Source organism: Citrobacter sp. Cu096, from assembly GCF_030332285.1.
GTDB classification, from domain to species: Bacteria; Pseudomonadota; Gammaproteobacteria; order Enterobacterales; family Enterobacteriaceae; genus Citrobacter; species Citrobacter meridianamericanus.
Genome location: NZ_JAOWID010000030.1, coordinates 1406550 through 1420148, shown reverse-complemented (window position 1 = coordinate 1420148; position 13599 = coordinate 1406550). Strand labels below are relative to the sequence as shown.

Genomic DNA, 13599 nt, shown 5'->3' with positions numbered 1-13599 from the left:
GATTTGATTTTTTATTAATTGTGGCTATCGATAAAATAAAAAAAGCGCCGCAAGGGCGCTTTTCAAGCAAATTAATTCGCGGTGGAATTATTACAGCACGTGAACAGATGCAGTGTTGGTGGTTCCGCTCGGAACCAGCGCACCGGAAACCATCACAACTACGTCGCCTTTCTGAGCCAGACCGCTCTCCAGAGCAACTTCTTTGCCCAGGCGATAGAAATCATCGGTAGAGCTGATTTCTTTAACAACTTGTGCAACAACACCTTTGCTCAGCACCAGTTGACGCGCGGTAGTTTCATTGGTGGTCAGCGCCAGAATGGTCGCATCCGGGAAGTATTTACGTACTGCGCGAGCAGATTTACCGCCCTGGGTTGCAACGACGATCAGTGGAGCATCCAGTTTTTCTGCAGTTTCAACCGCGCCACGGCAAACGGCTTCGGTGATGCGCAATTTGCGGCTGTCGTTGTTGAAGTCCAGACGGCTGGTCATCACGCGGTCAGTACGCTCACAGATGGTCGCCATGATGGTGACGGCTTCCAGCGGGTATTTACCTTTTGCAGACTCACCAGACAGCATGACTGCGTCGGTACCGTCGAGGATGGCGTTAGCAACGTCGCCGGCTTCAGCACGGGTCGGACGCGGGTTTTTGATCATCGAGTCCAGCATCTGGGTCGCAGTGATAACGACTTTACGCGCACGGATACATTTTTCGATGATCATCTTCTGTGCGAAGATAACTTCTTCAACCGGGATCTCAACGCCCATATCGCCACGAGCAACCATGATGCCGTCAGACGCTTCGAGGATTTCGTCGAAGTTGTTCAGGCCTTCCTGGTTTTCGATTTTGGAGATGATCTGGATGTTTTCGCCGCCGTGCGCTTTCAGGTGCTCACGGATTTCAACGACGTCAGAACGTTTACGGATAAAGGAAGCCGCAACGAAGTCAACGCCTTGTTCGCAACCGAAGATCAGGTCTTGTTTGTCTTTTTCAGCCAGTGCTGGCAGCGCGATGGAAACGCCTGGCAGGTTAACGCCTTTGTTTTCGCCCAGGTCGCCGTTATTCAGCACTTTACAGATAACTTTGTTACCTTCGATAGCGGTAACTTCCATGCCGATCAAACCATCGTCAACCAGAACGGTGTTGCCGACGGACAGATCTTTCGTGAAGCCTTCATAGGTAACAGCAACGATTTCGTTGTTGCCTACGACAGATTTGTCGGTGGTGAATGTGAAGGTCTGGCCCGCTTTCAGGGAAACGTCGTTACCGCCTTCCAGTTTGATGGTACGGATTTCCGGACCTTTGGTGTCGAGCAGGATTGCGGCTTTCTTACCGGTTTTGCTCATGACGTTGCGCAAATTCTTGATGCGCTGACCGTGTTCTGCGTAATCACCGTGGGAGAAGTTCAGACGCATGACGTTCATGCCCGCGTCCAGCATTTTGGTTAACATCTCTTCGGATTCGGTTTTCGGACCGATGGTGCAAACAATTTTCGTCTTTTTCATGACAGTCTTAGTCTTTAAGTTGAGAAGGATATGGAAATCTGGCTCCCGCCGCGCACGGACGGGAAGCTAAACCTGAGTTACGAAAGTTGTGATGCCTCGCTCTAAGGATAGGTGACATCGAAAGAGCGTGCAGAGGAATGTGTGCTTGCGTTTCAGCCCAACGGGATGGTGAGTTTTGTAGTCGTTGAGTTTTACAGGTCAATGTGCTGAAACCATTCAAGAGACAATTGGCGCGCATTATACGCTGAAAAATATCAAAAAGGAAAATGGAAACAGCGTTTCAAAACACTTCTGTGCAGTTTTACAGAAAATATTCATTAATTTGTTCAGATGTATGGATAAAGAAGTTGTTTGCCACTGTGGTTTGTTGCGCAACATGCTGAAAACGTCATCCCGGTGCCTGTGTTATATGCACATGACGCCAACCATATCGACATATTTCTAAATGTTATATCAAATTCATTTTAATTCATTTTAAAAGTCAACCTTGCTGATTACACTCGTTTGGACATCCATACTGCTAAACAGCTAAAAGCGCTAGCAGAAGAACACTAAGCAGCAGCGGATACCCAAACGACATGATTGTCCTGAAAAATATTTCGAAAGTGTTTACGCCAGGCAGGCTTGCCATTACCGCTGTCGATAACGTCAACCTGACGGTTGAACAGGGACAGATTTACGGAATTATTGGTTACAGCGGGGCGGGGAAAAGCACCTTAATTCGCTTGCTCAATGGGTTGGAAAAACCAACCTCAGGCAGCGTAACAATTAACGGTCACGATATCTCTGCCGCCCGTGGGGAATCGTTACGTCAGGCGAGACTGAAAATCAGCATGGTGTTTCAGCACTTCAATTTGCTGTGGTCGCGGACCGTTAGCGAGAATATTGCTTTCTCTATGCAAATCGCTGGCGCGTCGAAAGCGTCTATCAAATCGCGGGTTGCCGAACTGATTGCGCTGGTTGGGCTGAGCGGTCGCGAAAATGCGTATCCGTCCCAGCTAAGTGGTGGACAAAAACAACGGGTAGGGATTGCCCGCGCGCTGGCGAATAATCCTGACGTATTGCTGTGTGACGAAGCCACCTCGGCGCTGGATCCGCAAACCACCGATCAGATTCTCGATTTACTGCTCGATATTAACCGTCGCTTCAAATTAACCATCGTGCTGATCACCCATGAAATGCACGTAGTACGCAAGATCTGCGATCGCGTGGCGGTCATGGAAAATGGCAAAGTCGTTGAAGAAGGCGACGTGCTCAGCGTTTTTACTCATCCGCAACAGGCGATCACCCGACAGTTCGTTCGTCAGGTGAGTCAATACGGCGAGGAAGACGAATTCAACCCGCAGTTGGCCAGCGAACTTGGCGGCGTGGTGATCAAGCTTACGTTTACCGGGCAACGTACACATCGGCCAGTGGTTGGCGAATTGACCCTACGCTATGGCCTGCCGTTTAACATTTTACACGGCAAGATGACGCAAACCGCGCACGGTGTGTTTGGTCAGCTCTGGGTGCACGTGGTGGCCTCAGAAGAACAATTGAACAATATTTTGGCCGACCTGCGCCAGAGCGACATTGAAGGCGAGGTGATTCAACATGGCTGAAGAACTTTTTCCTCATCTAAAGTGGGACCAACTGCTGGCGGCAACCCAGGAAACGCTCTACATGACTGCCCTTTCAGGCGCAGCGACCTTTATTCTGGGAATCGCACTTGGGCTGGCGTTATTCCTGACCGCACGCGGTGGACTGTTTCACAATCGCGCGGTGTATAGCGGTATTTCGCTGGTGGTGAATATCTTTCGCTCGATCCCATTCATCATTTTGATCGTGCTACTGATCCCGTTTACCAAAGTAATGGTTGGCACCATTCTCGGCGCCAATGCCGCGCTGCCTGCGCTGATCGTAGGGGCTGCACCGTTTTATGCGCGGCTGGTCGAAATTGCCCTGCGTGAAGTCGATAAAGGCGTGATTGAAGCGACGCGTTCGATGGGCGCACGTCTGAGCACACTTATTTTTCGGGTTTTACTGCCAGAATCCTCTCCTGCCTTGGTGTCCGGCATCACCGTAACGCTGATTGCACTGGTTAGCTACAGCGCGATGGCGGGGGTGATTGGCGCCGGTGGTTTAGGGAATTTGGCCTATCTGGAAGGATTCCAGCGCAACCACAGCGACGTCACGCTGGTGGCGACAGTGACGATTTTGCTCATTGTTTTCATCATCCAGCTTTGCGGCGATGTGATCACCTCTCTGTTAGATAAACGCTAATAAAATACGGAAACCATTATCATGAAAAAATCACTGACGTTACTTGCCGCAGCAACCTTAAGCGCCCTGAGCTTTGCCTCGTGGGCAGATACGCTGACCGTTGGCGCGTCCAACGTGCCGCATGCAGAGATCCTTGAGCAGGCTAAACCTATACTGGCGAAGCAGGGGATCGATCTGGAGATCAAACCGTTCCAGGATTACATTCTGCCGAACACCGCGCTGGCTGGCCGTGAGATTGACGCTAACTACTTCCAGCATATTCCGTACCTTAACAGCGTGATAAAAGATCATGCTGGCGATAATACCTATGATTTCGTCAGCGCTGGGGCGATCCACATTGAGCCGATTGGTATCTATTCGAAAAAAGTGAAATCGCTTAAAGATCTGCCGGAAGGTGGCAAGGTCATCATGCGCGATGCGGTATCTGAGGAAGGCCGTATTCTGTCGATTTTCGAAAAAGAGGGGGTGATCAAGCTGAAGCCGGGCGTAGATAAAGTGACCGCGCGCATTAGCGACATTGTTGAGAACCCAAAAAAACTGAAGTTCCTGCCTAACGTGGAAGCAGCGCTGTTGCCGCAGATGTATAACAATGATGAAGGCGATGCGGTGGTGATTAACGCTAACTACGCCATCGACGCCGGGCTGGATCCGGTGAAAGATCCGATTGCCGTTGAAAGCGGTGAAAACAACCCGTACGCCAACATCATTACCGTGCATCGTGGCGACGAGAAGAAGAAGGATATCGTCGCATTGGTCGATGTCCTGCACTCCAAAGAAATCCAAGACTGGATCCGTACCAAATATAAAGGCGCGGTGATCCCGGTTAATAACTGATCCGCTTTTTGCCGAGTGGCGAATGAACGGTAACATATTGATGACGTTAACGTTCGGTGTATTAGCCAGTTCAGAAACATACGGTCATACAGGATGGACCGGAACGTTGACGTCAATCGATCCGGTTAACCATATGGCTGGATAGGTGATCAGATATATGGGGTGTTGAAATAAAAACTATAAAGGGACTCTGATGGAGTCCCTTTATTTATTAATGTAACCATTATCACCAGCATGATAAAACATTTATTTTATTACATATAACATTGCCGCAAGCATACAAAAAAAACAGGAGATAATGATGCTAAAATAATAATTTATTACATATATTCTTGTGAGTTTTTTAGGAAGCGAACGTATAAACTCCACATCATTAATATTTCGCTATATTTTGACTTTTTATTATATAGTATAGGATATAATATGAAGCTCATTTTCATATTATATCCTGCCAAAAAAAATGGTGATGACGTGTAAAATAACTCTGTGCTTAATGGTAAGCTCCCAAATTTATTTTTATATAAATCACATATAGTATAAAAATTTCTATTGGTTATAAACATTAGAATGTATATAATTATACCTCCTAAAAATACTATACCTATTAAACTTAAAGTAATTAATGATTTACTAATCATTTTCTCTCTTTATCCTATAGATAAATAATAACTCTTGCTTTTCCCATATTTTATTTTTTCTTATTGTATATTACCTCTCCGGACGTTTCACCTATCTCTTCTCCTGCTTTGCTTACGCCAAATGCTGCCGCTGCCTGTACAACGATCCCGCAAGCAATACCTCCAATACCTCCTTCTGGAGCACTTAATACAGTCAATACTACTGAACATATAGCGGTCGTACCAGATTTGATTGAAGCATTAAACATAGCTGGAACTAGCAAACCCCCTGAAAACTTGCCAATTTCAGTGTAAGCCGTTTTTTCACAATCTCTACCAATTGTACAGGTATCATAAATAGAATTAGCACCATTCAATGCTGACAGGGCAATGCCAACTTTATTGAATGTTTTCATTAGCTTTACCAGTTTTGCTGATTTTTCTATATAAGTTGCGTAACCTTCAATATCGTTAATCCCGGTCTGATTCCATTTATGAACAATAGACGACGAAGACAATCTCAGTGCTTTTTTAATATCATCATACTGTGCAAGATCAATATGCTCTCTAAATATTTTTAAAAATATCCCAGTGACCCGACCTAAAACCCATAATTCATGTTCGCTTATGTACTGACAAATTTCTCTGTTGCTTTGATAGAAATACATTTCAGAAACTTACTCATCGGTTAAAAGAACAATAAAAAACTAATTTTTATGTCAATTATGTGATTCCTGTAGCATAAAGCATAAAGCATAAAGCATAAAGCATAAAGCATAAAGCATAAAGCATAAAGCATAAAGCATAAAGCATAAAGCATAAAGCATAAAGCATAAAGCATAAAAAAGCCTGAATCTTTTTTTGAATAATTCAGGCTTTCAATAATTAATTTAATTAAATTTGTTCTATGAATGCGTTATAATATTTTTCTGATGCTTTTATTAACATGATTAACAATTTATACGCTCAATTCTCGCTGGCAATCCCTGGCGCACTGCGGCTCCCGACACCCAGTCAAGCCAGGTATTGGCAACCTGTCGGGTAGGATCCGCAAAGCCCAAATCATTGAGATTAATTCCTGACTTTATTTGTGCATCAAATGCCATTGGCTTGCCGTCGAGCGTATGCTGAGCTGCGCCCATCTCTTTATGCCCGTAACCGTGTTCAATGGCGATCACGCCCGGCATGACGCCATGCAGCAGGCTTATCTGCGCCTGCGCCTGCCCGCCAGGCGTAGTGATCCGCACCCTATCGCCATGTGCTAAACCATACCGCTCACCATCCTGCGGATTGAGCGCCACCAGATTAACCGGTTTCAGATGATGCAGGCGCGGGATCACCGCCGTGGCGCTGGACATAGTATTGGATTTAAAGGAAATCAGTTTCAGCGGCCACTCTTGTTCCGGGAACAATTCCTCGACCGCACGTCCATCTGACAGGCGCGAAGGATACCAGGCGGGGCAGCCGCTGTAACGCTCGCCGGTAATCGCATGGCGGTGCGCGGCGACGTCCGCATTCCATATTTGCAGCGGTTTTTCCCACGCATTGCCGACACGGTTATCGACCCGACCACTGTTATCCGGCGCAAAACGGCCACCGCGCGAATAGATAAACGCCACGCGGCTTACCTCATCGGTTTTTAACGTTTGAGTCATTACAGGCAAGATTCGTTGCACCCCGGTCAGCGCGATGTCATCTTCCCGTGCCTCTGCCACAGGCACTTTGCCCATAAACGCAATATTGGCGGCGAGTCGCAGGTAGTAATCTTCCGCACGATTCAACGGATAGTGATTGCCCTGCGGATCGGTAATTGCGTTGTCGCCAAATCCGGGTAGTCCGATACGTTTCGCAACGGCGATACAAAAAGCTTCCATCGAGGCCGGTTGACCATCTGCGGTAGTGCTGGTTGCGGCTCTGACGACAGGCCAACGCGCTGTGGTCGCTTTGCTGGCGACACCCGCCCACGGCGCACTGAATCCCCAGCTTTCAAAGTTGTGGGTATCTGGCACGATGTAATCTGCCAGCGCCGTGGTTTCGTTCATAAAAGCGTCAATGGCGATAAACAGCGGCAAACGCGCAGGATCTTTAAGCTTTTCTTCCGCCACGGCGCGCAACCCTGCAATGCCGTAGAACGGATTGGTCATATTAGAGATCCAGGCTTTTAGCGGATAAGGGTAACCTTCCAACGCTGAGACGAGGAGTTCAGTGAGCTGACCGGCAACAAACGGATACCACGGGGCTTTGGCCGGGAAGGGCGACTGTCCGGTAGCCACCTTATTACGGTACTCTTCGGAAGACTCATAAGCCGTTTTACTGCGCGCGATGCTTAACCCTTTGGGTTTAACCTTCCCGGCGAAGCTGTCCATGTTGTAGCGTGGGCCGTCGGTGGCGCCATTAAACTTGCCGCCGCCGACAAACACGCCGCCTTCAAGACTGAGGTTGCCAATCAGCGCATTGAGCATCATCACTGACCAGGCATTATAGAATCCATTGCCTGCCATCATTCCACCATGCGTGATCACCGCCGCTTTACGGCCATGGCGGGTAAACGCGTCGGCCAGTGCGCCAATGTCTGCTTCAGATACGCCGCACTGCTGGCTGTATTGTGCCAGCGACAGTTTCCCTGCGGACTCTTTCAGACATTGAAGGCTGCTTTTTACGGTCACCGTCTGTCCGTCTGCCAGCGTGACGTCGCGGGTGACGAATAGCTGCGCGCGCGCACAACTGCTGGCTGCGACAATTTCGCCAGCTTCGTTAATGACTACCGGCACCTGGGCGGCATCTGCGCTCAGGTGCGCGAGGGTTAAATGCTGTCCGGCAAGGGTTGGAAGCTCATTGGTAATCACCAGATGCGTCGCGTTGGTCCAACTTTTTTCTCCTGCCTGCTGCATGGCCTGCACGCCGGGTATGGCGAGGTAATCGGCGTTATAACGTTGTTTATCGATAATCCAACGGATCATCCCCATCGCCAGCGCGGAGTCACTTCCTGGGCGTACGGGCTGCCAGTGGCCGCGATCGTCAGCCAGTACGGTGGTTAATGGCAGGGCTGGTGCCACCACTACATACCGGAAGTCGTTACGTAAACGGGCACTGGCCAGTTGGCGAGCCTGGCGCTTAAACGGGTTGCCGGATTGCGCCGGAGACGTACCCATAAACAGCGCAAATTCGACGTTGTCCCAGTCGGGCTTCACGTGGGTGTTTTTATCCAGATCGCCCATTAGCGCGCCGGAACCTGCCCGATAAGCCAGACCGCAGTATGCGCCATGGGCACCGAAGTTTTTACTGCCAAAACTGTTCAGTGCGAAGCGGCGTAAAAATGAATCACGACCTTCATCGCTGGTATTGGTTACCAGCAGTTGATTGGATTTTGGGCCAAATCCGGGATGTCCGGCATCAAGCGGTGTGTTGGTGTTATGGATTGCGCGCAAGCCATCAACGTGACCTTCACCAAACAAATCGCCACCTTCCACTACCTCTTTGATCAATTGTTCAAAACTAATGCGTTGCCATTTTCCTTCACCGCGTTTGCCGACGCGTTTCATTGGCTCCAGAATGCGCAGCGGGCTGTATAGTCCTTCAAGTAAGGTGGCGCCACGGGCGCAGGCAGTGGAACGCGCGTCCAGACCCGATTCGCCCGCCAGCTGTTCCATTGCAGTGGCAAAGGGGACGGCGGAGTCAATATGATGCTCCTGAGACAACGGATGATACGGATTGCCCGCAATGCGAAGTACCTTACCTTGTTCACTGTCAACGCGAACCCGCACGCCACACTGCGTCCAGCAGCCGAAGCACTGCGTCATGGAGATAACCTGCTGTGGGTTCTGCTGCCAGCGCGGCTGGGCATTAGCTTCAGGGATGAGGGCGTTACCAAAAATGCGGTCACGGGTAATTTTGCCCGAGGTTCCGTCCAGTAAACCGTCTATCGCGCGCTTTGCCACGTCCCGATAACTCAGGCCAAAAGTCACCATACCACCTACGGCAAGGCCCACTTTAAGCCACTGACGACGGGTTAAATTAGCCATGTTGCATTCTCCTTGCGATCGCGTTCAGGGCTTCACGAACAATAATGATCAGCGCAATCCACAGGCCGAAGGTACCCACAATGGCTAGCCAACCATCTGTACCGCTGGGCAAGGTGTAAGGATTAAACTGCGCGTTAAATTTCGGTACGGTCTGTACCTGAATGAGTAATGTCCAGCGCATCAGCCAGCACAGTGCCATTGCGCTTAACGCGAGTACTATGCGCAGCGGCAGCGATAAGGGGTTACGTAGCACCAGCGTGCAAAGAACAAGCGAAATAAGCCAGAGCACAACCCAGCCGATGGCGTCGTGTTGTGCCGAAGAGGCCACATCCAGCCATTGGCGGATAGCCGAACCGGAAAGCGTATTACCGCTTGCCCACGCCACTACCACTAAAGCCAGTGCTACCAGGGTGACTATCTGTCCCCGCGCTAGTTTGCGCGCTAATGTTCCCTCGCTTTTAGATACTGAGATGAGTAGGGCGAGAAATGTTTGCAAGGCGCTGAGAAACATCGCAACCGGAAAGGCGTAGCTGAACCAGACGGGGCGCGCCTGAACTACCGACACTTCGCGTCCGGTATAAATCAGCAGTCCGATGGCCGAAAGTGCGCTACCCAATGCTAACCATTTTGTGACACTGTAACTTTTAAGTGTGAGCCGTTTAACGTGCTGCGCCAGAAACCACAGACCCAGGAAGCCAGTAAATAGCGGTAAAAACAGCGCGCCCCACGGCATCCACGACCACGGCGTCGGAAAAGCATAAAAATGCCAGACGCGGGCAGTTTGGTGTAAGTCAGCGGTCAGCGCTAGCGGCGCAGTAATTGCGCAGGTCAGGGCGATTAGCAGCGTCATGTTTTCCAGTTCCGGCGTCTCTTGTTTGCGCCAGTGAAGCACACAGGCGAACAGCGCGGCGCAGGCAGCAATGCCGATGAAAAAGAAATATTGTACGGCCCAGGGTAACCAGCTTACGTCCTGGGGATGGGCCAGAACCTCGTCGATAATTAGTGAATGGTTCATTTAAACCTCCTGCCAGAGAGCGGGTTGAGCGCGTCCCATCAACGTGGTGACAAACGCTTCATCCAGGCCCAGATAGAACACGTGGGGTGAAGTCCCGTTTTCCGGTTTCAGGACTTTGATGGCGTCATGGTGTTCATGCAGCATTTGCGAAATTCGGCTGTGCGGATCTTTGATATCGCCGATAATGCGTGCGCCGCCGACGCAGGATTCCACGCAGGCCGGGAGCAGGCCAGCTTCCAGGCGATGAACACAAAAAGTGCATTTATCGGCGGTTTGCGTTTCATGGTTGATGAACCGCGCATCATAAGGACAGGCCTGAACGCAGTAGGCGCACCCCACACACCGCGTGTTGTCGACCACCACAATGCCATCTTCGCGTTGGAAGGTGGCCTGTACTGGGCAAACGGGAACGCAGGGGGGATTATCACAATGATTGCACAGACGCGGCAGCAGAACGTTAGTGACGCTCAGATGGCCTTCAATTTGCACCTGATACTGATTGACGAGGGTACGAAACTCGCCTTGCGGCGTCTGGTTTTCAATAGCGCAACTGACGGTACAGGCCTGGCAGCCAATACAGCGTCGCAGGTCAACCAGCATGGCGTAGCGATGCTGAAGTGAGCCTTCATGGCGTTCAGGCGAAAAGGGAAATTGCGCCTGAGCCAAAGGTACCAGCGATGCGCCAGCGGTCAGGACGCCAAGTTGCTGGAGAAACTGCCGTTTACTGCTGTCCATATTTTCTCCCGTCACGATGCAACAACGAAACATTGGTCACGCCGTTGATTGCGTGTGATGAATAAAGAATCTCGATGATTTACAGTGTAAAAATCGTGACGGGGAGTACTCTATTGTGGTTAACCACATACCCGGCTAGTTGTTGATCTAAAACAACATATAAGACAGGGATAATTGAGTGGGACGCAACGTAGTAAAATGTCTGACGCTGCTGGCGTCGCTGTGGATGCTGAGCGGTGTAGTCAGGGCACAGACATGGAACATTGGTATTTTGGCAATGCGTGGGGACGTCTCCACACGTAATCACTGGCAGCCGCTGGAGACTATGTTAAATCAGCAAATCCCCGGCGAACAGTTTCACATTCAACCGCTGGATCTGCACCAGATGCAGGAGGCGGTGAATCGCGGAACAGTACAATTTGTAGTCACTAATCCGGCGCAGTTTGTTCAGCTAAACAGCCGTTCGGCGCTGCGCTGGCTGGCTTCGCTGCGCTCTACCCGCGGCGGGAAAGCCGCCAGTAACGTAATTGGCAGCGCGATCCTTGTCAGACGCGACAGCGGGATAACCTCTCCACACGATCTGATCGGCAAAACCGTTGGCGCCATTGATGCGCAGGCATTTGGCGGCTATTTATTAGGATATAAAGCACTTAGCGATGCAGGCCTGCGCCCGGAGCGTGATTTGCGCCTGACATTTACTGGATTTCCCGCTGACGCGTTACTCTATTTATTACGCGAAAAAGCCGTGCAGGCGGTGATTGTGCCGGTATGCCTGCTGGAAAAAATGGATGAAGAAGGGCTGGTTCGTAAAACAGATTTTATGACCGTGCTTAACTATCCGACGTCGATTCCCTGTTTAACCAGCACGCCGCTCTATCCTGACTGGTCATTTGCGGCGCTGCCCGCGGTAAGCGACGAGCTGGCCGATCGCGTCACGCGGGCCCTGTTTAATGCGCCGCAGGACGCGACATTTCGCTGGGGAGCGCCCGCCTCGACCCGCGAGGTGGAAGCGTTGCTGCGCGATGTCCGCCAGCATCCGCAGCAGCGGCAGCTGTGGCTTGATGTCAAAAGCTGGTTTATTCAACATCGGCTGGCGATGGGAGCGGCGGCCATAGTGCTGTTGTTGCTCACCCTCAACTACATCTGGGTGATGTTGTTGGTTCGCCGACGCGGCAGGCAACTGGAACGAAACAACGTACTGTTGCGCAAACAGGAGCAGGCGTTGGAAACGGCTCGCCAAATGAGCGTGTTAGGAGAGATGACTTCCGGCTTTGCCCATGAGCTAAACCAGCCGCTGTCGGCTATCCGCCATTATGCGCAAGGTTGTCTGATTCGCCTGCGCGGTCAGGATGAACAACACCCATTGTTACCCGCGCTGGAACACATTGATACTCAGGCGCAGCGGGGCGCTGATACGCTGCGCAATCTTCGTCAGTGGGTCAGTCAGGCACAGGGTAATCCGGTGATGACCGATGACTGGCAAGCCGTCAACGTTCACGATGCAATCCATCACGTCTGGCAATTATTGCGCATGCCTCAGCAATTCCCGGCGATAGCGCTGCAAACGCGAGTTAGCAAGGCGTTAACGCTAACGTTGCCGAGCGTTCTTCTCGAACAGGTGCTGGCCAATCTGGTACTCAATGCCGCCCAGGCCGGGGCTACCACAGTGTGGTTTAGCGCCTTGCGTCAGGATGGCGGTGTGAGTATTCAGCTGCAGGATAATGCCGGAGGCATTGATGAGGCTCAGTTGTACCAGGCTTTTCAGCCGTTTATGACCACGCGTAAAGAGGGCATGGGACTCGGGCTGGTGATTTGCCAGCGGTTGGTACGCTTCGCAAACGGAGACATTGATATCAAAAATCATCCAGCTCCCGATGAAAAAGCAGGTGCAGTAGTGACATTACATTTTAAGCAAAACCAGGAGGAGGGCCGTCGTGGCAATCATTCATCTGCTGGATGACGACATCGCTGTAACCCAGGCCTGTGCGTTTTTACTGGAAAGTCTGGGATATGAGGTGAGTTGCTGGGAGCAAGGCGAAACATTCCTTGCCAGGGCAAATCTGCACCAGGTGGGCGTACTTCTGCTGGATATGCGGATGCCGGTACTCGATGGACACGCGGTGCATGAAGCAATGCGTCAGCGAAAGAGCACGCTGGCGGTCGTCTTTCTCACCGGGCATGGCGATGTGCCGATGGCGGTTGAACAAATGAAACGCGGTGCTGTCGATTTTTTGCAAAAGCCGGTGTCCGCCGCGCCGCTGCAGGCGGCATTAGAGCATGCATTGCAGGTTTCTCAGGCCGCCTTCTCGCGACAAAAGATCGTGGTCTGCTATCAGCAGCTTACGCCAAAGGAGCGAGAGTTGGCACAACTGGTAGCAAAAGGGTTAATGAATCGGGAAATTGCTGACGCCATGAATATTGCCGTGCGTACGGTTGAGGTTCATCGGGCGCGGGTGATGGAAAAAATGCAGGCGGGGAGCCTGGCTGAGCTGGTTAACCGTCTTCAACAGGTTCTGTAGATTGATGACATTTGATTGATTTTCATTGAATTTTGTCTAAACCGCCATACTGATATATGCTGTGGGTTTGAGTTAATGACGAGCAGGCAAAA

General features: G+C 50.7%; 11 protein-coding genes and 1 pseudogene. 6 read left to right on the top strand and 6 right to left on the bottom strand.

The annotated features are described in order from the left end of the window. Nucleotides 1–90: 90 nt before the first annotated feature. Both pykF and ynhH read right to left on the bottom strand, forming a co-directional pair. A complete protein-coding gene (pykF, locus tag OGX99_RS21175) occupies nucleotides 91–1503 on the bottom strand; it encodes a pyruvate kinase PykF (protein WP_003029366.1) in 1413 nt (470 codons plus the stop codon). Nucleotides 1504–1510: 7 nt separating this feature from the next. Beyond that, nucleotides 1511–1705 carry a protein YnhH gene (ynhH, locus tag OGX99_RS21170; protein WP_242637968.1) on the bottom strand — a complete coding sequence of 65 codons (195 nt, stop codon included), beginning with the start codon at nucleotides 1703–1705 and terminating at the stop codon, nucleotides 1511–1513. Between the two features lie 376 nt (nucleotides 1706–2081). On the opposite strand from ynhH, the gene OGX99_RS21165 reads away from it, so the two are divergent. From OGX99_RS21165 to OGX99_RS21150, 4 genes and pseudogenes are all read left to right on the top strand, one after another. Beyond that, nucleotides 2082–3104: a methionine ABC transporter ATP-binding protein gene (locus OGX99_RS21165; protein ID WP_151219042.1), complete on the top strand. Its 1023-nt coding sequence runs from the start codon at nucleotides 2082–2084 to the stop codon at nucleotides 3102–3104. Next, nucleotides 3097–3765 (top strand): methionine ABC transporter permease, encoded by a 669-nt coding sequence (locus OGX99_RS21160; RefSeq protein ID WP_151219043.1) that lies wholly within the window; start codon nucleotides 3097–3099, stop codon nucleotides 3763–3765. Before OGX99_RS21165 ends, OGX99_RS21160 begins: the two co-directional genes overlap by 8 nt. 21 nt (nucleotides 3766–3786) lie before the next feature. Next, a complete protein-coding gene (locus OGX99_RS21155; protein ID WP_187252528.1) occupies nucleotides 3787–4599 on the top strand; it encodes a MetQ/NlpA family ABC transporter substrate-binding protein in 813 nt (270 codons plus the stop codon). A 16-nt stretch (nucleotides 4600–4615) separates the two neighbouring features. After that, a pseudogene (locus OGX99_RS21150) lies at nucleotides 4616–4738 on the top strand (hypothetical protein); the annotation flags it as partial. A gap of 549 nt (nucleotides 4739–5287) precedes the next feature. On the opposite strand, the gene OGX99_RS21145 reads toward OGX99_RS21150, so the two are convergent. The 4 genes from OGX99_RS21145 to ttrB form a co-directional block, all read right to left on the bottom strand. Then, nucleotides 5288–5884, bottom strand: coding sequence for a hypothetical protein (locus tag OGX99_RS21145; protein ID WP_286545005.1), 597 nt, complete (start codon nucleotides 5882–5884; stop codon nucleotides 5288–5290). Nucleotides 5885–6166: 282 nt separating this feature from the next. After that, on the bottom strand, nucleotides 6167–9238 hold the full coding sequence (ttrA, locus tag OGX99_RS21140) for a tetrathionate reductase subunit TtrA (RefSeq protein WP_286545002.1): 3072 nt from the start codon (nucleotides 9236–9238) through the stop codon (nucleotides 6167–6169). Beyond that, complete coding sequence (ttrC, locus tag OGX99_RS21135; protein ID WP_286544999.1) at nucleotides 9231–10253, bottom strand: tetrathionate reductase subunit TtrC; 1023 nt, start codon at nucleotides 10251–10253, stop codon at nucleotides 9231–9233. Before ttrC ends, ttrA begins: the two co-directional genes overlap by 8 nt. Then, nucleotides 10254–10988 carry a tetrathionate reductase subunit TtrB gene (gene ttrB / locus OGX99_RS21130; protein WP_353655339.1) on the bottom strand — a complete coding sequence of 245 codons (735 nt, stop codon included), beginning with the start codon at nucleotides 10986–10988 and terminating at the stop codon, nucleotides 10254–10256. A gap of 226 nt (nucleotides 10989–11214) precedes the next feature. On the opposite strand from ttrB, the gene ttrS reads away from it, so the two are divergent. Continuing rightward, the gene (ttrS, locus tag OGX99_RS21125) at nucleotides 11215–12948 is read left to right on the top strand and encodes a tetrathionate respiration histidine kinase TtrS (RefSeq protein WP_286545335.1); all 1734 of its coding nucleotides are present in this window, start codon (nucleotides 11215–11217) and stop codon (nucleotides 12946–12948) included. Then, nucleotides 12923–13507, top strand: a complete 585-nt coding sequence (gene ttrR / locus OGX99_RS21120) for a tetrathionate respiration response regulator TtrR (protein ID WP_151225391.1) — start codon at nucleotides 12923–12925, stop codon at nucleotides 13505–13507. Before ttrS ends, ttrR begins: the two co-directional genes overlap by 26 nt. Nucleotides 13508–13599: the final 92 nt, after the last annotated feature.